Annotated in this window: 21 protein-coding genes; 8 read left to right on the top strand and 13 right to left on the bottom strand. The window is 42.7% G+C overall.

The window, feature by feature from the left end; translation table 11 throughout:
• Positions 1-58 precede the first annotated feature (58 nt).
• From bioB to bioD, 4 genes are read left to right on the top strand one after another with little or no spacing between them, the layout of a single operon-like run.
• Entirely contained in the window at positions 59-1,171 is a 1,113-nt protein-coding gene (bioB, locus tag QR722_RS11935) for a biotin synthase BioB (protein ID WP_286283078.1), read from the top strand.
• A 3-nt stretch (positions 1,172-1,174) separates the two neighbouring features.
• A complete protein-coding gene (locus tag QR722_RS11930) occupies positions 1,175-2,350 on the top strand; it encodes an aminotransferase class I/II-fold pyridoxal phosphate-dependent enzyme (protein WP_286283077.1) in 1,176 nt (391 codons plus the stop codon).
• A 4-nt stretch (positions 2,351-2,354) separates the two neighbouring features.
• Positions 2,355-3,167 carry a methyltransferase domain-containing protein gene (locus QR722_RS11925; protein WP_286283075.1) on the top strand — a complete coding sequence of 271 codons (813 nt, stop codon included), beginning with the start codon at positions 2,355-2,357 and terminating at the stop codon, positions 3,165-3,167.
• A complete protein-coding gene (gene bioD / locus QR722_RS11920; protein ID WP_286283074.1) occupies positions 3,164-3,847 on the top strand; it encodes a dethiobiotin synthase in 684 nt (227 codons plus the stop codon). The genes QR722_RS11925 and bioD overlap by 4 nt, the downstream gene beginning before the upstream one ends.
• Positions 3,848-3,939: 92 nt before the next feature.
• Here bioD and pepE read toward each other — a convergent pair whose 3' ends face one another.
• A complete protein-coding gene (pepE, locus tag QR722_RS11915; RefSeq protein ID WP_286283073.1) occupies positions 3,940-4,647 on the bottom strand; it encodes a dipeptidase PepE in 708 nt (235 codons plus the stop codon).
• Positions 4,648-4,747: 100 nt separating this feature from the next.
• Between pepE and QR722_RS11910 the strand changes: the two genes are divergently transcribed.
• Positions 4,748-5,224 (top strand): low molecular weight protein-tyrosine-phosphatase, encoded by a 477-nt coding sequence (locus QR722_RS11910; protein ID WP_286283072.1) that lies wholly within the window; start codon positions 4,748-4,750, stop codon positions 5,222-5,224.
• Positions 5,225-5,452: 228 nt separating this feature from the next.
• Positions 5,453-6,799, top strand: coding sequence for a class II 3-deoxy-7-phosphoheptulonate synthase (locus tag QR722_RS11905; RefSeq protein ID WP_286283071.1), 1,347 nt, complete (start codon positions 5,453-5,455; stop codon positions 6,797-6,799).
• A gap of 90 nt (positions 6,800-6,889) precedes the next feature.
• Here QR722_RS11905 and QR722_RS11900 read toward each other — a convergent pair whose 3' ends face one another.
• The 3 genes from QR722_RS11900 to QR722_RS11890 all read right to left on the bottom strand — a co-directional run bounded on the left by QR722_RS11900 (position 6,890) and on the right by QR722_RS11890 (position 9,407).
• Positions 6,890-7,180 carry a YebG family protein gene (locus QR722_RS11900; protein ID WP_286283070.1) on the bottom strand — a complete coding sequence of 97 codons (291 nt, stop codon included), beginning with the start codon at positions 7,178-7,180 and terminating at the stop codon, positions 6,890-6,892.
• A gap of 101 nt (positions 7,181-7,281) precedes the next feature.
• Entirely contained in the window at positions 7,282-7,755 is a 474-nt protein-coding gene (locus QR722_RS11895) for an NYN domain-containing protein (RefSeq protein ID WP_286283068.1), read from the bottom strand.
• 68 nt (positions 7,756-7,823) lie between these two features.
• A complete protein-coding gene (locus QR722_RS11890) occupies positions 7,824-9,407 on the bottom strand; it encodes an ABC-F family ATPase (protein ID WP_286283066.1) in 1,584 nt (527 codons plus the stop codon).
• 329 nt (positions 9,408-9,736) lie between these two features.
• On the opposite strand from QR722_RS11890, the gene QR722_RS11885 reads away from it, so the two are divergent.
• Positions 9,737-10,531 carry a transporter substrate-binding domain-containing protein gene (locus QR722_RS11885; protein ID WP_286283065.1) on the top strand — a complete coding sequence of 265 codons (795 nt, stop codon included), beginning with the start codon at positions 9,737-9,739 and terminating at the stop codon, positions 10,529-10,531.
• A 554-nt stretch (positions 10,532-11,085) separates the two neighbouring features.
• Here the strand turns inward: QR722_RS11885 and QR722_RS11880 are convergent.
• From QR722_RS11880 to QR722_RS11840, 9 genes are all read right to left on the bottom strand, one after another.
• A complete protein-coding gene (locus QR722_RS11880) occupies positions 11,086-12,111 on the bottom strand; it encodes an IS110 family RNA-guided transposase (RefSeq protein ID WP_286283064.1) in 1,026 nt (341 codons plus the stop codon).
• Between the two features lie 344 nt (positions 12,112-12,455).
• Positions 12,456-13,109 carry a hypothetical protein gene (locus QR722_RS11875; protein WP_286283063.1) on the bottom strand — a complete coding sequence of 218 codons (654 nt, stop codon included), beginning with the start codon at positions 13,107-13,109 and terminating at the stop codon, positions 12,456-12,458.
• Positions 13,110-13,616: 507 nt separating this feature from the next.
• On the bottom strand, positions 13,617-13,973 hold the full coding sequence (locus tag QR722_RS11870) for an outer membrane protein assembly factor BamE (RefSeq protein ID WP_286283061.1): 357 nt from the start codon (positions 13,971-13,973) through the stop codon (positions 13,617-13,619).
• A 120-nt stretch (positions 13,974-14,093) separates the two neighbouring features.
• Complete coding sequence (gene recN / locus QR722_RS11865; protein WP_286283060.1) at positions 14,094-15,776, bottom strand: DNA repair protein RecN; 1,683 nt, start codon at positions 15,774-15,776, stop codon at positions 14,094-14,096.
• A gap of 104 nt (positions 15,777-15,880) precedes the next feature.
• On the bottom strand, positions 15,881-16,756 hold the full coding sequence (gene nadK, locus QR722_RS11860) for an NAD(+) kinase (RefSeq protein ID WP_286283058.1): 876 nt from the start codon (positions 16,754-16,756) through the stop codon (positions 15,881-15,883).
• 101 nt (positions 16,757-16,857) lie between these two features.
• Positions 16,858-17,625, bottom strand: a complete 768-nt coding sequence (locus QR722_RS11855; protein WP_286283057.1) for a 3-hydroxybutyrate dehydrogenase — start codon at positions 17,623-17,625, stop codon at positions 16,858-16,860.
• Between the two features lie 21 nt (positions 17,626-17,646).
• The gene (locus QR722_RS11850; protein WP_286283056.1) at positions 17,647-18,630 is read right to left on the bottom strand and encodes an extracellular catalytic domain type 2 short-chain-length polyhydroxyalkanoate depolymerase; all 984 of its coding nucleotides are present in this window, start codon (positions 18,628-18,630) and stop codon (positions 17,647-17,649) included.
• Between the two features lie 15 nt (positions 18,631-18,645).
• A complete protein-coding gene (locus QR722_RS11845) occupies positions 18,646-19,785 on the bottom strand; it encodes an E22 family MetX-like putative esterase (RefSeq protein ID WP_286287654.1) in 1,140 nt (379 codons plus the stop codon).
• A 108-nt stretch (positions 19,786-19,893) separates the two neighbouring features.
• On the bottom strand, positions 19,894-21,189 hold the full coding sequence (locus QR722_RS11840; RefSeq protein WP_286283055.1) for a GntP family permease: 1,296 nt from the start codon (positions 21,187-21,189) through the stop codon (positions 19,894-19,896).
• 215 nt (positions 21,190-21,404) lie between these two features.
• On the opposite strand from QR722_RS11840, the gene QR722_RS11835 reads away from it, so the two are divergent.
• Complete coding sequence (locus QR722_RS11835) at positions 21,405-23,741, top strand: TonB-dependent receptor (protein ID WP_286283054.1); 2,337 nt, start codon at positions 21,405-21,407, stop codon at positions 23,739-23,741.
• The last annotated feature ends 103 nt before the right edge of the window (positions 23,742-23,844 follow it).

Below are 23,844 nucleotides of genomic sequence, written 5' to 3'. Positions count from 1 at the left end.
ACAATAGTGTTTTGCGCCTTAGACTAAGCCAACATAATTGGATAGTAAAGGACCAAACATGACCAGCCCCGCAGTTTCTTCTCAATTGGGTGATATTCGACACGATTGGACGTTAGAGCAAATAAATGCATTATTTGCGCTACCCTTCAATGATTTGCTATTCAAAGCACAATTAACCCATCGGCAACATTTTGATCCCAACTATGTGCAGGTTAGTACACTGTTATCGATTAAAACAGGAGCTTGCCCAGAAGACTGCAAATACTGTCCGCAAAGTGCACGTTACGATACGGGCTTGGAAAAAGAGCGCCTACTGGAAATTGAAAAAGTTATTCAACGTGCTAAAGAAGCTAAGCAAACCGGATCTACCCGTTTTTGTATGGGAGCAGCGTGGCGTAATCCTAAAGAGCGAGATATGCCCTATGTGATTGAGATGATCAAAGAGGTGAAAAAGCTCGGCTTGGAAACCTGTATGACCCTCGGCATGTTAACCCGCGATCAAGCAGTTGCTTTGCAGCAAGCTGGTTTGGATTATTACAACCATAATTTGGATACGTCGCCTGAATATTATGGCGATATTATTACCACTCGGACCTATCAAGACCGACTGGATACACTACAAAATGTTCGTGATGCAGGGATGAATGTCTGTTCTGGCGGTATTGTTGGTATGGGAGAAGATGCAGCAGATCGTTCCAGTTTGCTAATGCAATTGGCCAATTTAGAGCATCACCCAGAAAGTGTGCCAATCAATATGTTAGTGAAAGTCAAAGGAACGCCATTAGATAATGTCGAAGATTTAGATGGCTTCGAATTTATCCGTACTATTGCAGTGGCTCGGATCATCATGCCCAAATCTTTTGTGCGCCTGTCTGCCGGTCGTGAATCAATGAATGAACAAATGCAGGCGATGTGCTTTATGGCCGGGGCAAATTCCATTTTTTATGGCTGTAAATTGCTTACCACCTCAAACCCAGAGACTCACGAAGATGTAATGTTGTTTAAGAAGTTGGGTATTAACTCTCAACAGACTAGAGAATATTCTGATGAAGCCCATGCAGCGGCCTTGCTTGAAGAAATTGAAGCGAAGCAAGCACAACCCTCGAACGACTTGTTTTATGATGCCAGCAAAACGTCAACGGCTAACGCTACTGCTGACTCGATCGGTTAAGCCGTGGCATTTGAATTTATCAAACAGCAATTAGACCAGCGCCGTCAAGCAGGATTGTTTCGAACGCGACGGGTGTTGAGTGCCTGTGATGGGGCAATGATAGAAGTCGATGGCCAGCATTATCTTAATTTCTCTAGTAATGATTATCTTGGCCAGCGACAAAACATCAAGATTTTACAATCTTGGGTAGAAGGATTGTCATTGTTTGGCGCCGGCAGCGGTGCCTCACCTTTGGTGACTGGCCACACTCAAGCTCATCAAGACTTAGAAGATTACCTAGCTGAAAATCTGCAGCGGGAAAAAGTCTTATTGTTCAATTCTGGTTTTGCGGCTAATCAGGCTATATGCCAAGCGCTAGCTCATGAATCGATGACGATATTGTCTGACAAATTGATGCATGCCTCTTTCATCGAAGGTGCTATGCACAGCAAAGCTAAATTTAAACGCTTTAAACATAATGACATTGAACATGCAAAGGCGTTGTTGGCTGAAAGGGAGGGGGACACCCTACTGGCGACTGAAGGGATTTTTAGTATGGACGGTGATGCTGGGGAGCTCATTTCGCTGGCCTCCCTTGCTAGTGATAGTGACGCTTGGTTGCTGGTGGATGATGCCCATGGGTTTGGAGTGACTGGTCAATATGGTCTAGGCAGTATCGAAGCGCTAGGGTTGAGCCAGCAACAGGTGCCCATTTTAATGGCCACCTTTGGTAAAGCTGTAGGAACCGGTGGGGCTTTTGTGGCAGGCTCTGCGGATTTAATTGATTATTTAATCAATTTTGCCAAACACTATATTTACAGTACCGCTATGCCGCCGGCTATGGCTCGCGCGACACTGACAAGCTTACAAACCCTTCGAGATGGTCAGCAGCAAGCTAAATTACAAACTCACATTAAGGATTTCAAACGCTTGTGCTTACAAGCCAATATCAGCCTTTTATCGTCAGACAGTGCCATCCAACCTATTTTGATTGGGGATCCGCAACACTGCCTGAGTATAAGCGAGCAACTCAAAAATTTGGGCATTTGGGTCACGGCTATTCGTTTTCCCACCGTGCCCAAGGGGCAAGACCGATTGCGCATTACACTAAGCACGGATCACACCCCCCAAGACATTGCTGCTTTGGTTGATGCCCTACAGATAGTACTTACAACATCATCAATGCAAGGTGAAAATTAGTTCCATGAACGAACCATTGATAGATCCTAGGGAGCAATCCAATACGTTGCTTAAGCAACGGCTTGCAAGACAATTCGGCCAAGCCGCAAAAGTTTACAATGATATAGCGCAAGTGCAGTTGGATATTGGTTTTGATGGGCTGCAAATGCTGCCTCAAAGTGGTGATTCAGCGTTGGATATCGGCTGCGGTACAGGGCGACTCACTCGACAACTTGCTCATCGTTTTAATAAGGTGTTTGGCATAGATTTAGCCTCTGGCATGATTGAGGTTGCCAAGAATGACATGGGAAAAACTGACAATGTTCAGTTTTCGGTCGCTGATGCTGAGCAATTGCCCTTTGAATCAGGTCAGTTTGATTGTGTGTTTTCTAGCATGGCGTTGCAGTGGTGCATACCAATTGAAGCAAGTTTAGGGCAAGTTTTTAGCGTGCTCAAACCTGGTGGTAAAGCGGTATTGACGATTTTGAACGACGGCTCATTAAACGAATTGAAAGCCAGTTGGGCGCAAGTCGACTCTATTCCCAGGGTCAATCAATTTTTGTCCCATGCGCAAATCGTCAAAGGAGCTAGAAGCGCAGGCTTTGTGGTGGAAGACGCGCAAAAAACCTATGTTACTTGGCATGCCAATACCAGAGCTGTGCTAAATAGCGTGAAAAAAATCGGCGCGGGTGTGCTGTCGGACACCGGCAATAAAGCCAGTTTGACGCGAACCACTTTAGCGAAGCTCGCTAGCGCCTATGAATCACAATATGCGATTAATAAACACCTTCCGTTGACCTATCAGGTCAGTTTTCTACTGCTGGAAAAACCACGTTGACGAGATCAATATTTATCACAGGCACCGATACCGATGCAGGAAAAACCTTTGTTGCTGCGGCGCTTTTAAAACGTGCTTATGCTTTGGGGCTCACTACCGCGGGATATAAACCCGTGGCAGCGGGTTGTGATACAACAGCCGAGGGCTTGCGTAACAGTGATGCTTTAGTATTACAATCAGAAAGCCATCCTTCATTGAGTTACCTTGAGGTGAATCCCATTGCGTTTGAAGCACCAATCGCCCCTCATATTGCAGCGGCTCTTGAGGGGCGCAGTATTTCATTAGCTGAAATTTCACAGGGTTATCAACATTTATACACCCAGCACCCCGATTTTTTGGTAGTTGAAGGAGCGGGGGGATGGCGACTGCCACTCGGTGATCAGCGTTTTATGTCAGATTTTGTTATTCAGCATAAAATACCAGTGTTGTTGGTAGTAGGTCTCAAGTTGGGCTGTTTGAATCATGCCATTTTGACCCGTGAAGCTGTTCTAAAAGATGGGTTAGAAGTCGTTGGATGGATTGGCAATCATATCGACCCTGATATGCTCTATGGCCAAGAAAATATAGCTAGCCTGAGAGATATGTTCCCTGAACCTTGTTTAGGTATTATACCTCACTTAAAGGGGCATCAAGATGCCAGTGATTTCCTCGCAGATGCGGACGCATATTTGACCACCTAGGGTAGCGCTGAGATTTCATCTATAATGAACTCGGCCTATGGGATGAATAGGCCAAGCTCAATTCGTTATATTTATTCTTTGTTATCGGGCGGTTAGATTGAATGCGCGATCAAGTAACTGGATAGATCTTCATTGGCTTTAATAAAGTGTTTGGTTTTGTGCTTAAAAATAACACCGCTCAAGTCGCCCTTTAAACTGAGTATGCTGTCCTCTAATAATAAAGCTGAACCTTCTCTAATCCCAATCACCGGAGTATCGGGCTGCAACAGACAGAATTCTTCTATTCGTTGATCTCTGGTTTCACCATTGTGCCCAGGAGGCTGGTAATCGGTGTAATGTGGATTGAGCTGAAAAGGGACTAAATTTAAGGCATTAAATGATTGAGGTTCAATAATTGGCATATCATTGGTGGTGCGAATGGATGGTCCACAGATATTAGAACCTGCACTCCAACCTACATAAAGGGAACCTGATATTACCGCAGTTCGGATCTCATTTATTAAGTCCCTGTGTTGCAATTGGTAAAGCAAGTTAAAAGTGTTGCCTCCTCCCACCAAAATAGCAGATGCCTCTCGGATAGCTTGCTTTGGATCCGTCTGCTGGTGGATTGATTCTATCTCAAACTCAGGCAGCGCTTGACGAACTTTGCTTATATAGTCATCCCAGGTCAGACTGACGCCAGCATAAGGAATAAAAAGCAGCTTGTTGACGCCTTCCAAAAACGGAATTAACGTTCTTTTTGCCGAACTTAAATATTCTTCATTGCCAGCTTTTGAACTGCTAAGCATTAATAACTTCATGATTTTTAATCCCAAATTCAATTTAGCGCTAGACGCGCAGCAGATGGAGGCTAAAATAGCACATCGCCACATCCAATTTTCGACTAGGGATATATAATACATGGCTGGACCAATCAAATCAGTGCTGTTTGTGTGTTTGGGGAATATTTGTCGTTCTCCTACTGCTGAAGCGGTGTTTCTACATAAAGTCAAACAGCGGACTTTAGCCATAGAGGTAGATTCTGCAGGTACTCAGGGATTTCACACTGGATGTGCGCCGGATGAGCGTTCCCAGCAGGCTGGCGAGGCAAGAGGCTATAGTTTTGAAGGTCTCAAATGTCGCAAAGTGGAAAAACAAGATTTTGAGTATTTTGATCTCATAATTGCCATGGACGAGGTCAATCTGCGTAACTTGCAAAGCGAATGTCCTGAAGAGTTACATGAGAAAATTCACTTATTTATGTCTTTTTCAGCCCTTGAAGAGGATATAGTGCCGGATCCCTATTATGGCGGCAAAAAGGGATTCGAATACGTTTTAGACCTGATTGAAAGCGCTTCGGATGGCTTATTAAACTACATTACTCGTAGAAATACTTGACATCAAACAAGCCTGTGAAAATTAATAGTAACTGCTGCACAAGGCTAGATATGGACACAAGATTAGCAGTTAAAAAGCCAGTGACTGAGCGATAACACTGTTTATAGTTTATTCTTGTATAGGATAGGCTTGAATGAGATTGAAAAGTGCTGTGTTTCACCGTAACGTCTCAGACCAGACTTAATTCGAGCAGAGCTGATCTGCAACCTGAAAATAAGAGGAACAATAGTGAGCCAATGGCAACTAGATAGCTGGCGCAGTAAACCTATACAGCAACAGCCTACGTACCAAGATCAAGACCAATTGAAATCTGTTGAGAAAACCTTGCAAAGTTATCCGCCGTTGGTGTTTGCAGAGGAGACTCGTCAGTTGTTTAAACAATTAGGTGATGTTGCTGAAGGAAAAGGCTTTTTATTACAGGGCGGTGATTGTGCTGAATCATTTAATGAATTTAATGCGCCGAAAATCCGTGACACTTTCAAAGTCATCTTGCAGATGGCGATTGTTTTAACCTATGCAGGTAAGTGTCCGGTCACCAAAGTGGCCCGTATGGCGGGACAATATGCTAAACCACGCTCGGCGGATTTAGAAACCATTAACGGTGTGACCCTGCCGAGTTATCGTGGAGACATTATCAATAGCTTTGAGTTTACTGAGGAAGCTCGCCAACCTGATCCGAATAGAATGATCGAAGCTTACCATCGTGGCGCCTCTACCCTGAATTTATTGCGGGCATTTGCTCAAGGCGGCTTAGCTGACCTGCATCAGGTAAATCGTTGGAACATGAGTTTCCTCGAGAATAATCCTTTGAGAGAGCGTTATCAGGATATTGCTAATAGATTGCAAGACACTTTAGAGTTTATGGATGTGATTGGGATCAATCATGCTAATAATGCTACCTTGCATGAAACTCATTTATTTACTTCCCACGAAGCTTTATTGCTCAATTACGAGCAAGCTTTGACTCGCATCGATACATTAACCGGCAAACCTTATAATTGTTCGGCACACATGGTATGGATTGGCGAGCGGACTCGTCAACTCGATCATGCTCATGTTGAGTTTTTTAAAGGTATCCATAATCCTATCGGCGTGAAGATTGGACCCACAATGGAAGAGGACGAGTTAATTCGTCTTATCGATGCCTTGAATCCAGATAATCTAGCTGGTCGATTAACCTTTATCACCCGTATGGGTGCCGATAAGCTCGCACAGAATCTGCCTCGTTTACTGCGTAAAGTAAAATCCGAAGGGCGTAAAGTAGTGTGGAGCTCTGATCCAATGCATGGCAACACTAAGAAAGCGTCTAGCGGTTATAAAACGAGAAATTTCGATGATATCCTCAGCGAAATTCAACAGTTTTTTGCTGCTCATGAAGCAGAAGGGACACACCCTGGTGGTATTCATTTAGAAATGACGGGACAACATGTAACTGAATGCACAGGTGGGGCATATCAAATCAGTGATGATGACTTAGCCCAAGCCTATAAAACTCAATGTGACCCAAGATTGAATGCTGATCAGGTGCTAGAGATGGCGTTCTTAGTGGCTGATCACTTAAAGGCTAAAAAATAATCTAGTATTGCAAACCACTATATGGAAGTCAGCGAGGTGAGTGCTGGCTTCCATTTGAGTTACTCAACCTGAGTTTGCAGCAGGCACGCATTAGGCGCTGCGTTTATCCATTTCAACCACATCGGCTTTTTCTTCGTTTAGCACAGATTTAAGATCAGCGCCTTTGAGTAACTTACCTACCATGTCTTTATTTTTAGATAACAAAATCGTTAGCTCTTCAGAGATCTCTGGCGCTAACTTAATGCCTTTAGCATTGAAATAAGCACCAAGGTTATCGGCTACTTCCAACATTTTGTCATATTTGTCTGCAGCTTTTTTATCGGTGGTCACTAGTTTTTCTTCCCCGTTATGTTCAACAACGTATTTTACGATAATGGCCATGTGGATTTCCCTTATTGAGTAAGAAGTATAAATATAGATCATGCACTGTCTGTTTGTACAGTATTAATTGAAATAAATATACCTAGTAACGTCAATTTCACTTATTGTAACAAAGAGGAATCTATTTTTATGAAGCTATCACAGTGGTCAATTAACGCTTTTGCAGTCAGACTAGGCACACCATAAACCTCTGTCGAGCAGTTATGTTTAGCTTTGATATGGGCGAGCAGCATACTGAAGTCACCATCGCCGGAGCACAGAATTACCTTATTTAAATTGGCGCTGGCTTCCATTATGTCGATAGTGATCCCCACATCCCAATCACCTTTGGCAGAACCGTCCTGACGTTGAATGAATGGTTTGGTTTTAACCGCAAATCCAATGTGTCTAAGCGCATCTTGAAACTTAATTTGCGAGTCATTCTGTGGGGCGATAGCGTAGGCAATTGCGTTTGTGATAACGCCTTGTTGGCTGATGTTTTGCCATAATTTGCGGTAGTTAAACGAACCTTGGTAGGCATCTCTGCAGGTGTAGTAGATATTCTGAACATCTACAAATATTCCAATGTTTTGCATGCTGACGCCTTTTGTAACCGATATAAAGTCACCTATTTTAGGTAAAGTAGGTGACAAGGGATATCAGTTTAACTTTTACTGGCAAGATAATCTTCATAATTACCTTTAAAGTCGACCAGGCCGTTAGGGGTTAATTCAATTATTCTTGTCGCCAAAGAAGATACAAATTCTCTATCATGACTGACGAAAAATAATGTGCCTGGGTAATTTTCTAAAGCGAGGTTCAAGGATTCAATGGATTCCATATCCAAATGATTGGTGGGTTCATCCATCAGCAGAATATTGGGCTTTTGCAGCATCAATTTACCGAATAGCATACGGCCTTGTTCGCCACCTGATATAACTTTGACCGATTTATTAATTTCTTTTTGTGAGAATAATAAGCGACCCAAGGTACCGCGGATGACTTGCTCGTCATCGCCTTCCTGCGCCCATTGATACATCCATTCAATCAGCGACATATCTTGTTCAAATTCAGATGCATGATCTTGCGCATAATACCCAAGTTGAGAATTTTCAGACCATTTTATCTGACCTGTATCGGCTTCGAGATCGCCAAATAAACAACGTATTAAACTGGTTTTACCGGCACCATTGGGCCCAATAATAGCTACCCGTTCGCCCACTTCTACCATAAGGTCGAGTTTGCTAAATAAAGCGGTTTCAAAGGCTTTCGACAGTCCTTCTACTTCCAATGCCAGTCTGTGCAACTTTTTATCTTGCTCAAATCGGATGAATGGATTTTGACGGCTGGATGGTTTGACTTCTTCTATTTGAATTTTATCTATTTGTTTGGCTCTAGACGTTGCTTGTTTTGATTTTGATGCATTAGCAGAAAAACGACTGACAAATGTTTTTAATTCAGCAATTTGTGCTTTCTTTTTGGCATTTTCTGATAACAAGCGTTCTCTTGATTGGGTAGCAGCCGTCATGTATTCGTCGTAGTTGCCCGGGAAGACACGCAACTCACCATAATCCAAATCAGCCATATGGCTACAAACACTGTTCAGGAAATGACGATCGTGTGAAATGATTATCATCGTACAGCTACGGGCGTTAAGAGTGTCTTCCAACCAGCGAATCGTATCTATGTCGAGGTTGTTGGTTGGCTCATCAAGGAGCATGATATCTGGTTCAGCAAATAATACTTGCGCTAGAAGTACACGAAGTTTCCAACCTGGAGCAACTTCACTCATTGGACCGAAATGCAGAGATTCATCAATACCTACGCCAATAAGGAGTTCGCCTGCTCGGGATTCTGCGGTGTAACCATCCATTTCAGCAAATTCTGATTCCAGTTCTGCGGCTCGAATACCGTCGGCTTCAGTCATCTCCGGATTTGCGTATATGGCATCACGCTCTTCTTTTACGCTCCACAGTTCATCATGGCCCATGATGACAGTGTCGATAACACTATATTTTTCAAAGGCGAATTGATCTTGTTTTAGCTTACCGATACGTTCATTTGGGTCTTTTGAAATATTGCCCGCAGAGGGCTCTAAATCACCACCTAAAATTTTCATAAAGGTCGATTTACCACAACCATTGGCGCCGATTAAACCATAGCGATTGCCATCGCCAAACTTGACCGAAACGTTTTCAAAAAGTGGCTTTGCACCAAATTGCATTGTGATGTTGGCTGATATTAACAAGACGATATTCCCAATAGTTAAAACGATAAAGTTACGAGCATTAATATGCCGTTAAAAATTGCGCCATATTATGCCACAGTTTTACTTTTGAAGCGCCAGAAACAGCCAGAATAAAGCTACGATTTGTTTAATAATACTCCCCCAATCATATTTAAACATGCTAAGTATTCTAAAAAGGGTCAATTCTGTAGCTTCACTTTAAAGTCGCTACTTAGCTGATATGTTTGTTAACCATTGATGCCGTAATGTGCTATAAAATAAGTCGTTAATCGAGTAGAATTCCGCCTAATGTTTGCTTGAGTGTTTCACTCACATATAGAGTTGGGTTTGTGATAAGTAAATTTTTATTGTCAGTAATTTTCATGCATGCTTTATGGGTTATAGGCCCTGCTGAAGCATTGGCATCAGAGTCTAAAGCCCTTGTCTTTGTGGTTAATTCTCCCGGTTCGTTTCCCTATTTGTATTATGATGATGTGCAGCAAAAGTATTCCGGTTTGGTCGATTATTTCTTTTTAGAAGTAGAACCTAAAGGATTTCCACCAGTTGTTTTTGTCGATTCTAATCAACTGCGCAGTGAACAATTTGTCATAGAGGGTAAAGCGGATTTATATTTGGCCAATGTAGGTTGGCTACAACGTCCTAAGCTGACAATAGCAAGCCGACCTTTTGTCTCCCATAAAACATTTTTATATAGTATTGAACCATTCGAAGCTGATTTTTCGCTATCCAACACGGTTAGAGGACGAGTATGTACACATGAAAATTTTGTCTATACCGGTCTAGAGTTTTATTTTGCAAACTCTAATTTAGTGCGGGTAGACTCAAGTAGTCATAAAGCTATGGCTTCTATGTTAAAGAGCAAGCGCTGTGATTTTGCCGTAATGAATGACTACAATGCTATGGAAGCTTTTAGCACAGATGAGTTCTGTAAAACGAGTATTTACCAGTCCCCCGAGCCGACAAGTACGGTCGATTTAACTTTTGTAATGCGTCCACAAATGCAGGCATTAAAAGAAACTATCGATAGATTGTTAGTTGAATTTATTAGCAGTGGTCAATTAGATGCAAAGTTGGCGTCCTATCCTAATATTCCTGACTTCCCGAAAAAAGCCACCTGCCTCTAGATAAGTTGTTTTACTAAGACTCCTTGGGTACAGCTGGATTTTTGTGTGAAGTTAGGCTACCAACTAAATTTTTCAAGACAAATTGCAAATTGTATGGAAAATCAGCCTAGGTGGTGATTTTTATAAACTGATTCTTATCAAGACATATATGGACGCTCCCCTGATGTCAACGTACTAATTGCCCCTTCGTGCTGATTTTCTGCACGAATTACGTTTTTACTATTCTATTACCGCTAGTCTGTTGTCTTGAAGGCAGTCTAAAATGGCTTAGTTCTGACATATATTCAGGCTCTTTATTAGCGTTGGTTTAATCAACGCTGGCCTCTGATGAACTCCGAACCTTATCGCCTAAAAACACCCAGTCGGATTGTTATCCGTGTCTAAGTCTGGCTTTGATGAGGTAGGTAGACCGTTTTCTTCATCATTTTATGACTAAGCGGGGTAGGTAAAGTAAGTGTTATCCCGTGTCTTGCCTTCCACAACACCCACACAGGCTTGGTGCCTTTGTCCTACACGGAATTGAGCTCGACAGGGATAACGTAAAGTGATTCATGTTATGCGCTCACTTGTGAGGACGTAACGCGATAGTGCTCCTGACGTGTGAGCAATATCCAGATTAAACGTGCTAAACGATGGGCGACGGCGACTGCCACTTTATTAAACGGCTTGGTAACGCGAAGTTTAGTGGCCCACAGTGATAACGGATCAGTTCTTTGCGCGGCACGACTCACGACAGACCGCGCACCATGTACCAGTTGTTTACGTAAATAACGGTCTCCGCGTTTGGTAATGCCGCCCATCTTACTGATATTGCCTGAGGCGTGTTGTTTAGGCGTCAGCCCTAACCACACGGCAAATTCTTTGGGATTATTAAACGCCTGGCCTTTATCAATGGCGGCTAAAAACGCTGAGGCATTAATGAAACCAATCCCTGGGATGCTGAGCAATATTTTGCCACTTTCACTGTTATTAACAAAGTGATGCAATTGCTGCTCAATGGCCTTGATGCGAGAGCGTGTGTCTTCATATTCTGCCTTTAACGCGCGCATCATGGTTCTCAACTGGTTACTGCGTTGTTCGCTATCAATTACTTGGGCTAATCCTGCACACAAGGCCACGTGGCCACAAGGAAATATTACCCCAAATTCACTTAACAACCCGCGTATCTGGTTACTCAGGGCCGTTTTGTTTCTAATTAAGCGCTCTCGAATTCGATGCAAGCAATTAATTTCTTGCTGTTGCTCAGATTTTACGGGGACAAAGCGGATATGTGAGCGCTGGCTGGCTTCTGCTATGGCAAAAGCATCGTTATGGTCATTCTTGTTGCCTCGCACAAAAGGCGTGACATGTTGGGCTGGTATAAGCTTGGTATCATGACCTAATTTAGCAATTTCACGCCCCCAGTAATGCGATGAATAACAGGCTTCCATCACCACCAACGTAGGTGGTTGTTGGCGCATAAAATCAAGTAGCTCAGTCCGTTTTAATTTCTTATTAAATTGCGGTTTAATATGTTCATTTACTCCGCACACTTGAAATACAGTCTTTGCCAAATCGATGGTAATTGTTTTAAGCTTCATATTGGACGTTCCCTATGTAAATAGTCTTGTTTAAGAACTACTATTTTGGCGCATTGACGCCGTATTGGGGAGCGTCCATCTCATCACCCATCGTTGATTCTTATCAAGACACCCATGGCTAATCTGAGTAGTTCTTTACCTGGATAGTCATTCAAGATCGTGCATTGCACGGCAGTTGCTATACCACTAAATTGGAGTGAATACGGCCTAATACCTTATACGTGGATTTTGCTGAGAGTGATTCAATGAAAGCTACACTTTACGCTTAGACCAGGTGTAAGCTAGTTTGATGGGCGCCTAAAGTCTGACTTATCCGTTTATGTCAAGACTAGATACACCTGCTTTCAACGAAGGAATTGTTTTGCATTAACAACTTGTTGGACGGAAAGTGGGGTGTTATTTTCAAAATCTACATCATGGCCAATTTCGATAATATTCACTTTTCTATTTGCACCGGAAAAAGGCTTGATGCTCGTGATACTGATACCTGCTCGGATCAGAGTTAATGCAACATATTTTACTTCTTCAATATCAACTTGATCGCCGAACCAAATTGCATTGGTTTTGGCATTTTTCAGAGTAGGAGCGCTTTTTGAAACTGAGATCCCCTTTACGGTCAGACTCTTCCAAACTCTTTGTTGATCTACCTCTTTGACGAAATACCTAATTTCAGTTGCCATACTGAAGGAAATATCTTCCTTTTGCTCAATATTTTCAATATTTTCAATGGTTTCGTTGGCAAGTAGTGACATTTTAATAGCATCAACACTGGTATTATCAGGATCGACTAGCCATTCATCGACTTTACTCAATAACACAGACAAACTTGACTCGGTATTGTGTTTAAATTCAGCTAGCGTTTCACTTACATGGATATTTCTGGTCTCTAGAGATTTAACACTATTTTTCTGTTCCATATTCTCAGTTGCAGCATTGATATTCGAATTAATGCCGAGAATGCAGGTTGCCGCCAACGCTAAGACAAGTAGGCTTATCATAGCTCTTTTATGTTTTTTTTTGACTGTCCATAAATATCGAAATTAGGCCGATGAACATTGCAAGTAGCGGCATTGAGAATGCTTCTAGAGACATAGTTTTCTACTTATTGTTTTTCGTGTCGTGAGCGAATTGCCCTTTAAAGAGGGTATAAACGTTAGTTCAATTTGGGGATTATGTGAAATTATAAATTGATAGGTTACATTCGAACGAAGATTAATCCTCTAGAAACCCATAGCTAGCAAAATGTGTTAAAAAGAAAATGACGATTAATTAATTTGGGAATAGGTTGAAAATTTTCTAGATGGGTTTAGGGAAAGGGTTAGCAAGAATTAGCTGTTCCACTATATAAATATAAATCGCTGACCGCTGCTCTGGATGATATTAGCAGTGAAATATGCTGTAATCTGACCAGTATGGCTAACTAAGTTAATCTGTAGTCTTTACGAATATAGAAGCCGATGGGTTGAGTCAGGCAAATACACTCGCCCAAATCAACCCATTGGTAATTATTCATCCAAAGGAGTATTGAAGTCTTCAGACAGCTCAAAGTCACCTGTAACACTAGCCACTTTGCCATCAACAAATTTAATGACCAACTCTTTACGGAAATCTTCGCCACGTTTACGCATGCCGCGTTTCATTTCATATACATAATACCAAGTATTATGATCGAAAGAGTCTTGCACGACAGGACGCCCGAGGACATAGACTACTTGTTCTTTGGTCATTGCAATACGAAGTTGCTCGACGTTTTTATCTTGTAAAAAATTACCTTGCGGTACATCAATACGATATATCCAGTCGGCGCAGCCAGACATGGCAAAGCTAAGTACAACAACGATCAATAGGCTTTTAAACTTCATTATCCAATTCATTTCATTTTTTAGTTAATAGGATTAAGCACACTTGCGCTTTTACAGGACACGCATGCTAACTCACCCCACTACTTGCAATCAATCTTTTCTAGCAACAAGGGGAAATCGCTATTGATAATGCTGAAGTAACTCCTTGGCATTGGCAATCGCGGAGTCGGTTAGTGTATCTCCAGCTAATAGACGTGCTAATTCTTCAATTCGTTCATTTTCTTTTAAACAAATCATATGAGTTTCGGTGGTTTCATTGTCAGTAAACTTTGTTACAAACATTTGTTGATTACCACTTGCAGCTACTTGGGGTAAATGAGTCACACAAATTACCTGACATGACGCCCCCAGTTTTCTTAGCAACTTACCCACTACAGAAGCGGTTGGCCCACTGATACCGGTATCTACTTCATCAAATATCATGGTAGGTATTTGATTTCCTTTGGAGCTGATAACTTGCAACGCCAAGCCAACTCTTGACAATTCACCACCAGAAACTACCTTATCTAGCGCATCGGGCGCTATACCCGGATTGGTTGAAATCGTGAATTGAATCCGATCTAACCCTGAGCTACTGGCACTTTGGCGTGGATCAAAATCGACCTGAACGGAAAATTTCGCCTTGGTCATGTTCATTGCTTGGATATGAGTTTCTACTTGTTGAGCTAGCGCTTGGCTGGCTATTATACGTGATTCGCTCAGCTTTTTGGCACTTTTCAGATATTGGCTATTTAGTACAGACAGTTGCTGTTGTAGTGCATCCAAGGACTCTTCTTGTTTATTTAATTCACTTAACTCAGTGGCTAACAACTGATGGCAATTGTAAAGTGCTTCTGGACGCACACCATGCTTGCGAGCAAAGTCCAAGGCTTTAGAATAGCGCTGCTCCACTTGTTGCATACGCATAGGATCAATTTCGAGTTTGTCCGAGTAGGCCCGTAACTGGTTCGAAGCTTCATCGAGATTAATCAATGCCTCATTCAAAATCGCTACTATGGGAGAGAGTTCAGCGTCATGCTCTTGGAGCTCCGCAAGCATTTCGACACTGGTTTGCACTGCATTCATAGCGCTATTTTCGTCAGCATCATATAAGCAATAGAAGCTCTTTTGGGTTTGCTCCAACAGAGTTTGGCTATTACTCAACTTTTTGTGCTCGATTTCTAACTCTTGGAACTCGTTCTCAGATAACGCGAATTCATCGAGTTCTTGGACTTGGTATTCTAATAAACTTTTACGATCAGTTCGGCTTTGTTGTTCACCAAGTAACAGTTCCAACTCGCGATGAGCTTGATTTAGTGACCCATAATGACTTTTCACATCATGGAGCAAGTCAGCATGATCGGCAAAGTTATCTACCACTCTTTTTTGCATATCGGGCTTGAGTAATTGCTGATGGGCATGTTGACCATGAACACTTACCAAGTTAGAGGCTAGCAATTTCAGCTGTTGTAATGGGACAGGGAAGCCATTTATATAGGCTTTTGAGCGTCCTTCACTGGATATTACTCTACGGATAATTAAATCTGCCGGCACTTCATCGGCATCCATAAAATCATTATCAATAAGCCATTTTTGAACATTGAGTAATTGGGTTGTATCAAAGGTTGCGCTAACATCAGCTTTACTGCTATTCGCTCGAACCAAGCTGGCCTCGGCTCTATCGCCTAAACATAATCCCAAGGCATCGATTGCAATAGATTTCCCTGCTCCCGTTTCACCGGTGATAACAGATAAACCCTGACGGAAATCAATATCCAAACTTTTTACAATTGCTAAATTTTTAATAGATAAATGGATCAACATAAAAATAAACACATGTTCATATATACAGTAACTGTAAATATATACATATTTTGAAATTTGTAAAGTGAATTGCGAATTAAGCCGTTCAGTTTTTACAGCTGCATTTAATAAAGTTTTGAGCCCCAACCCAGCTTGGTACGTAACACATTGAAATAGTTATAATCTTTAGGGTGAATAAGAGACAGTTTGTCCTGATTCTTTTTAATATTAATAATGTCACCGGGTAACACTGTTAATACTATATGACTGTCGCAACTTACTTGTAAGTTGTCTGTGTTGTCTTGGGATACTTTCATTTTGACGGTACTATTGGCGTCGACCACTATGGGTCTGCTACTCAATGTATGGGGAAACATGGGTACTAATGTCAAAGCGTCTAAGTTCGGAGTAAGAATCGGCCCCCCCCCGGACAATGAATAGGCTGTTGAGCCTGTAGGAGTGGCTACAATCAGTCCATCTGAGCGTTGGCTAAAGACAAAATTATCGTCAATATAGACTTCGAACTCCATCATATGCGCCACTTTACCGTGATGCAGTACCACTTCGTTTATTGCTGAATTGGCACTTTGTAAAATGCCGTCGCGAAATACTTCAACCTGCAATATGAATCGTTGTTCGCGAACACTTTCCCCTTGGAAAATGCTTTCTAACTGACGCTCGATGTCATCTGGACTGATATCAGTTAAAAAGCCTAAATTACCACGGTTTACACCGACTACAGCGACATCATGCTTGGCCAACACTCTGGCAGCACCCAACATATTTCCATCGCCGCCAACAACTATTGCTAAGTCTGCTTGTGTGCCAATTTCTTCCAACTCTGCTGACTCAAAACCGTTACCTACCAGCATGTTGGTCACTTTTCGTTCTACCAAAATGCGGCAACCCTTGCTTTTTAAAAACTGCACGATTGCATTCAAGCTTTTGTTGGCACCTTCGTGTGCGGGTTTACCAATCAATCCAATGGTTTTAAACGGCATAGTGATGAAAACAACGTTAGTAAAAAAGGAACTGCAGTATACCCATGCTTTAATGTTAAAACCAAGTAACAATAGCCAACAACTAGCTTAGCTGACTCGGCTCAACGTGCAGTCCAACCACCGTCAATTACTAGGGTTTGAGCCGTCATGTTACGAGCTCCATCACTGATCAAAAAGGCGGCGCTAGCGGCAAGTTCATCGATACTGATAAACGCCTTTTTTGGCATTGGCTCAAGCATTATTTTATCGATCACTTCTGCTTCAGTTATATTATTTTGCAAGGCTTGTGCTGCGATTTGTTGTTCCACCAGTGGGGTTTTCACATAGGCCGGACATAGGGTGTTTATCGTGATGTTTGCTTGCCCAATCTCCAATGCCACCGTCTTGGCAAAGCCGAGCAGACCATGTTTCGCGGCTACATAAGCTGATTTGTAGGGGGAGGCGACCAATGAATGCAAGGAGCCAATATTAATAATACGGCCAAAATTACGCTCTCGCATACCGGGCAAAAAAGCCTTCGACAATAATGCGGGTCCAACTAACATGATATTGATTAACATCTGCCATTTATCCGCAGGGAAATCTTCCAATTTAGAGACATGTTGAATGCCAGCATTATTAATCAATACATCTATTTGAAGTGGCATCAAGGCATCAACCAAGCCTTCTATTTGTTGGCTACTGGATACATCTATTACGATAGAGTCTGCAACTATACCTAACTTCCTCAATTTGCCGGCCGCTAACTCAGCAGACTGGCCATTGATATCAGCAATCACTATATGATGGCCTTGATTCCCTAAGTATTCGCCAATGCCATAGCCAATACCACTTGCACCACCGGTAATTAATACGGTTTTAGTAGACATAAATTCCCCTATTAGCTCTATTTATTTAGCCATGTGTTTAACAATATTTTCGACAGCCTGAATCTGTTTGCCAGATTTAGTTGCATAATTCTCGCCGGTATATCCCCACCAATCCCAGCAACCTTGAGGGTTGAGTGGCATCATCATGGATGCACGAGTTTGGGGGTACAAGACAACCATATGGTTACTATCGGCCCAGTTGTTTAAGCCATTTTGTTGAATGAATTGCTGGTCTACAGCCTCTGCGTTCTGATTGCAGCCATGAAAGCTCATGTGAAGGGTGCATTGCTCACCTTGACTACAGCTATTGGGCACATACGCATAACCTGTTTTTGCCAATGTGCTCGCGACTTCACCGCCCAATTCACGTTGATCAAATTCCACTACCTGACCGCTAGGTTTCTCGCTAGCTGGTTTCAACGAATCGAACAAAAATGACAAAAACTCACCCGCGGCATCATAGTTACATTTACCGATAAATGGCGCTTTGGATTCATCGCACTGGTGGCCGTTTTTTTGGGTTGGAAAGTGATGAGCGAATGGCTTGTCGCTAATGTATTTAAGGTTTTCAGGCTTTATCCAGTTTGAATATTGGGTAAACAGTGCTTCGCTGACCGGGGCAATTACGCGGGTGTCTTTGTTACCGTGAAATAACCAAACCTTGCTGTGCTGTAAGTTACCAATTGCATCAATCAGTCCAGCTTTGGCATAATTCTCGGCTTGTTGCTTAAGCAAGGCAAGGTCGATGGGGGTATCCACTTTGTTTACACATTGGGATAATGCGCCACCAATAGATCCCTGTGCACAATAATATGGCCCAGCAGCAATGATCGCAGCTTTATCGACCCATTTAGAGTGGGCAAGGTGAAATTGATTCGCCATAAATCCGCCACTTGAAATCCCCGATACGCTGATATGCTCAATATCTAAATCCAGCTGTTGCAAAGGGCCAGCAAAGGCTTTTGAAACCAGCATAGGTAAAGCTAACAGTAATAAATTTTTCATATGAAACTCCAGCTCTTATTGTTTTAGGAAAGCGCGGATAGCATCAGTATGCTGGGAGATGCCAGTTACACCTTCAAGATGTCCCAAGGGGCCTTCAAGCATTTTAATTTGGCTTTTTTTACCGCTATCGATCAATGCTTGATGAGTTTGTTTAGCGTGGTAGGGCATCAGCAGTTGATCTTGGGTAGCGGGTAGGAACAATGTCTTTGCTGTGATGCTCGCGATGGCTTTAGAAAAATCATGTTGATGGCCGGTGATAAATAGCTGGCAGGCCCTGACTAAATAAAGCAGATGATTTGCATCCATAGTTGTCGCGCGGGCCTGTGCTCTGCTGCGCAGCCAATTAACTATGCTGTGAGATTTTCGAATATCATGCAATGGCTCACTTTCGAGGGCCTGAAAGGGCACAGTTTGTTTGCCTAGTTGGTTGAAAAAATCCGCAGATAGGGCATTTTGAGTGATCAACATTAATGACGCGGTTAATCCGTCAATAGGGGCTGAACCGGCATAATAATCGCCATCGTTCCAATTTCTATCGAGTTTGATTGGCGTGGCCCAATGTTCTAAAAGTGCCGTTGTCCAAGGGTCGGATTGGCCAGCTCCTATAACTGACATCATTCGTTCAACTTTACTCGGATAAGCTGCCGCCCAATCGATGGCTTGCATTGAACCCATTGAGGGCCCAACGACAGCGTATAGTTTTTGAATACCCAAAGATTCAAGCACCAGCTTTTGAACATTGACGAAATCACGAATGGTAACCACCGGGAAGTCTAGACCATAAGGTTTTTGAGTGTCGGGGTTGATGGACGCTGGACCCGTTGTGATCACATGGGGATCACCAACACCTAAATTAGCCAAAGAATCCACACTGATCACAAAAAAGCGATTGGTGTCGATTGCTTTCCCAGGGCCTATAATGGCGTCCCAATATCCCAGGCTGGCATCGGCTACATCATATTTTCCGGCTGCGTGGGAGTTGCCGGTAAAATAATGGGTAATTAGTATTACATTATCTTTTTGTGGGTTTAGGTTGCCATAGCTTTCCCAGCCAACATTCACTTCCTTTATGTTATTACCATTAAAAGTCTTGAAGTTTTGGCTGGTGAAAGTTTGTTTATCCACCAACAACTCAGCATTCACTGAACTGCACATGATAGCTAGGATAGATGATAGGGCTATGGCCCAGATATAGTTGACAGGAAAACGCTTCAACGACGGCGAATTTGACCTATGTATTAAATGATTATTCATCGAGTTACCTTAAAACCAATTAAATAATGCAATGGCCAATGACAAGCCTATTAATGGCACAACCACGGTGAGCGCCCCAACAGCCCAATAGGCCCGTTGATGGGTTTCATGACAAATGGCGCGTATGGTAGTGACCACATAACCGTTGTGAGGTAATGAATCTAGCGCGCCGGATGAGATAGAGACTATTCTATGCAGTTGCTCCGGGTCGACTCCCTGATCCATGTAGTGTGGACCAACCAAAGGCAAGGCTATTGCCTGACCACCTGATGCTGAACCGGTGAGGCCTGCGATCACACTTACCGCTATTGCCGCGCCGATAAGCTCATTACCGGGTATTTGAGTCATTATTTCAACAGCTTGTTGGAAGGCTAGCGTTGATTTTGCGATGGTACCAAAACCAACCACAGCAGCGGTGTTGCCGATGGCAATCAGGGCACCTGTAGTGCCTAAAGTCACCGCCGCACCAAAGTTGTGGAAATATTTGTAGTTGATGATAATCAATGTCATCACACCACCACCAAGTGCAACTATTAATGCCATTTGCTGTAAAGCTTCATGCAAGCTAAAAGACAATACCAACACGACTAATAAAGGGAAGAGTCCTGTAAGCGGATGGGGGTAGTCACGTTCTGCTATTTCTGGGTCATGCTCTTTATGTTCAAAAGTCTCTCCGTTGGCAAGAGCTTTGTTGATCATTTTGCGGATCCACCAAAAACCCATAGTTGCCATGAAAATGGCGACTACTAAGCTAACTTCCCAAGCAGCGAAAGGGGATGTACCTAAATATTTAATTGGGATCCAGTTTTGAATTTCCGGCGAGCCCGCCGATGTCATGGTAAAGGTAACCGAGCCGAAAGCGAGGGCCGCGGGAATAAAACGACGGGGTAAATTTGCGTCTTTGAATAGACTTAATGCCATTGGGTAAACGGAAAAAGCGACCACGAAAACACTCACGCCACCATAGGTTAGTATGGCGCAAGCAATCACCACTGCTGCCACTGCATGTTGTTTGCCTAGACGTTTAATAATAGCTTTGGCAACCGCGTCAGCTGCGCCGGTATCCTCCATGAATTTGCCAAACAAACTGCCAAGTAAAAACATAAAAAACCACGAAGCAATAAATCCCGAGAACCCTTGCATATAGGTTTCAACAAAATTTACTTCACCGATAAAAACGGGGATTCCACTGGTTAGTGCTACAACCAAAGCACACAAGGGTGCCGCAATAAACAAATTCATGCCTCTTATCGTAAGTATGATAAGTAACAATAGTCCACCTATTAAGCCAATCAGACTGAGCATGGGTATTCCTTTTTATTAATAATATTTCAATGACAAGTCTGTGACCGCAGACAATATAATATGCCGCACAGTGTTAACGTTTTTCGGTTTAAACAACATAGTACTATGGTACTAAGGTAAAACGTTGCGTTCTGAATTACAGTACTCAGGCATCAAGTACTGACCACAAACAATACACATATTAAAATAATGAAAACTGTGTAAAAGGACATCTAATGAAAACTACTCCGTCTAATGCTTTGCCTACTATTAGAACGAATCTAAAAACCAGCGCTATTGCCTGTGCAGTGGCGTTGTCTGGACTATCGGCCCCATTACTTGCTCAAGAAAAGGAACGTGGACTGGAAAAAATTGAAATTACAGCCCGTAAAACCGTAGAAACATTACAAGAAGTGCCTATCTCTGTAACCTCTGTTGGGGCGACCAAGTTGGACGAAATTGGCGCTTCGGTGATTACTGAAATAGCGCAATTTTCGCCAAATACAACCTTGCAAACAAGTCGTGGTACAAACTCAACCTTAACCGCCTTTATCCGAGGTGTAGGCCAGCAGGATCCACTTTGGGGTTATGAGCCGGGCGTGGGAATTTACGTAGATGATGTCTATATGGCACGCCCACAAGGCGCAGTTTTAGACTTGTTAAATGTAGAACGTATAGAAGTATTGCGCGGCCCACAAGGCACCTTATACGGTAAAAACACCATTGGTGGTGCGATTAAATATGTGACAAAGGCTATGTCTGGCGACCCAACGATGGAAGTACGAGCTACTGTGGGCAGTTACGGCCAGCGAGATTTAAAAGTAACCGGCCAATTGCCTGTTATTGAAGACAAGCTTTATATCGGAGCAGGTTTTGCTACCCTAAATCGTGATGGTTTTGGTAGTTTCCTTCAATCTGCGTTGCCTAACCAAGATACCGAAAACTATAACAAAGATGTCACAGCAGCTAGAGTAACAGTAGAGTTCACCCCTGCCGATGATATGTTTTTCCGTTTCAATTGGGATAAAACGGTCGATGACTCTAATTCTAAAGGCGGTTACCGTCTGTTACCGAGTTTGCTAACGGATGCACCTGTGCCTGATAGTGTGTTTGATTCTTACACCAGTTTGCCAACAGAAAATAAAGTTGAAACCGAAGGGTTCAGTTTGATGGCCAACTGGGATGTATCTGATCAATTATCATTAAAATATATTGGCTCTTCTCGTGAAAGTTACTCGCCGACCAATATTGACTTTGACAATACCGCATTGGACATTTTTGATGTGCCTGCGATTTATGAAGATGAAAATACCACTCACGAGCTGCAAGCAAACTATCGCTCAGATAAATTCTCATTGGTGAGTGGTGTGTACTATTACGATGGTGAATCATGTGGTCAATTTGAAGCAATTTTAGGTGTGTTAGGTCGTGCAGCATTTGCCACTCCAGGGCTAACTCGTGAAGTTTCAGGCTGCAATAACAGTGAAAGCGTCGCGATTTATGCGCAATCATCTTTTGATATCACCGATAAGCTATCGATGACAGTAGGTGCACGTTATACCGATGAAGAAAAGCAAGCCACGGTTAACAATGGTTTAGTATTTGACAATGTATATCCGTCTTCTGGCTGGATCCCTGGTTATGTTCGACCAGACGGTAATTTAGTACCACAAGTATTGGGTAGCGATTCAGATGGAGATGGTGTTTTAGACGCACCTGCGGTAGAAAGCTGGAGCCGATTCACTCCAAGATTGGGGTTAGAATATCAAGTTAGTAGCGATATGATGTTGTTCGCCAGCTACTCACAGGGCTTTAAATCAGGAACCTTTAATCCTCGGGCGACAGCGCAAGAAAAGGGTGCACGTCCAGAGATAGTTGATAGCTATGAAATTGGCGTCAAGGCTGATTGGTCGGATAAATTGCGTACCAACATTACCTTGTTCTCGTTAGATCATAAAGATCGTCAATACATTTCCGTTATAGCCGGTGATAGTGCAACTGACTTAAATCAGGTGTTGGGAAATGTTGGTGAATCAGACGCACAAGGTTTAGAAGCGGAAATTACCTATGCCGCTACAGAGTCATTAACCTTTGATTTTGCACTAGGGTTGATCAATTCTGAATTTAGCACCGTAATAGAAGATACTCCTGCTGGGCCAATTAACATTGCTGAAGCGTTTTCAGTTTCTAACACGCCAAAGCGAACCGCTAACTTTGCGGTTAACTACCTACTAAACACCAGTGGTGGGGATGTGATGTTCAATGCGAACTATTACTATCGCAGCGAATACAGCTTGTTTGAGCAAGACAACCTGTTGAACCAAGATGGTTATGGTTTATTGAATCTCAGTGCGGTGTGGTACAGCGACGACGGTAATTGGAATGCAGGTTTGCACATTAAAAACTTGACCGACGAAGAATATTTGGTCGGAGGGTACCAGTTCGTTACACCAAACCCAGACGCGCCGAATGATATTAGTCAGTACACGCCAGGCTTAGGTGGCGATAACACTTTGATTGGATACTATGGGGATCCAAGAACTATCCACCTAACTGTGGGCTATAATTTCTAACTTTTTTGTGTGTTGTTTGGGCGGCTTTGCCGCCCTTTTTTTTGCTATTCTGTTGAGGGGCTCTTAATATAGCGGCTCTCTCCAAAGGTAAGTAACTGAATAC

The sequence above is a fragment of the Aliiglaciecola sp. LCG003 genome, from assembly GCF_030316135.1.
Lineage (GTDB): Bacteria > Pseudomonadota > Gammaproteobacteria > Enterobacterales > Alteromonadaceae > Aliiglaciecola.
This window is presented reverse-complemented; position numbering and strand designations above follow the sequence as displayed.

Bases quoted from the DNA above. Each gene is read 5' to 3' on its own strand.
- bioB (WP_286283078.1), top strand. From the start codon at position 59: ATGACCAGCCCCGCAGTTTCTTCTCAATTGGGTGATATTCGACACGAT.
- QR722_RS11925 (WP_286283075.1), top strand. From the start codon at position 2,355: ATGAACGAACCATTGATAGATCCTAGGGAGCAATCCAATACGTTGCTT.
- pepE (WP_286283073.1), bottom strand. From the start codon at position 4,647: ATGAAGTTATTAATGCTTAGCAGTTCAAAAGCTGGCAATGAAGAATAT.
- QR722_RS11910 (WP_286283072.1), top strand. From the start codon at position 4,748: ATGGCTGGACCAATCAAATCAGTGCTGTTTGTGTGTTTGGGGAATATT.
- QR722_RS11900 (WP_286283070.1), bottom strand. From the start codon at position 7,180: ATGGCCATTATCGTAAAATACGTTGTTGAACATAACGGGGAAGAAAAA.
- QR722_RS11895 (WP_286283068.1), bottom strand. From the start codon at position 7,755: ATGCAAAACATTGGAATATTTGTAGATGTTCAGAATATCTACTACACC.
- QR722_RS11880 (WP_286283064.1), bottom strand. From the start codon at position 12,111: ATGAAGCTTAAAACAATTACCATCGATTTGGCAAAGACTGTATTTCAA.
- QR722_RS11875 (WP_286283063.1), bottom strand. From the start codon at position 13,109: ATGATAAGCCTACTTGTCTTAGCGTTGGCGGCAACCTGCATTCTCGGC.
- QR722_RS11870 (WP_286283061.1), bottom strand. From the start codon at position 13,973: ATGAAGTTTAAAAGCCTATTGATCGTTGTTGTACTTAGCTTTGCCATG.
- recN (WP_286283060.1), bottom strand. From the start codon at position 15,776: ATGTTGATCCATTTATCTATTAAAAATTTAGCAATTGTAAAAAGTTTG.
- nadK (WP_286283058.1), bottom strand. From the start codon at position 16,756: ATGCCGTTTAAAACCATTGGATTGATTGGTAAACCCGCACACGAAGGT.
- QR722_RS11855 (WP_286283057.1), bottom strand. From the start codon at position 17,625: ATGTCTACTAAAACCGTATTAATTACCGGTGGTGCAAGTGGTATTGGC.
- QR722_RS11850 (WP_286283056.1), bottom strand. From the start codon at position 18,630: ATGAAAAATTTATTACTGTTAGCTTTACCTATGCTGGTTTCAAAAGCC.
- QR722_RS11845 (WP_286287654.1), bottom strand. From the start codon at position 19,785: ATGTGCAGTTCAGTGAATGCTGAGTTGTTGGTGGATAAACAAACTTTC.
- QR722_RS11840 (WP_286283055.1), bottom strand. From the start codon at position 21,189: ATGCTCAGTCTGATTGGCTTAATAGGTGGACTATTGTTACTTATCATA.
- QR722_RS11835 (WP_286283054.1), top strand. From the start codon at position 21,405: ATGAAAACTACTCCGTCTAATGCTTTGCCTACTATTAGAACGAATCTA.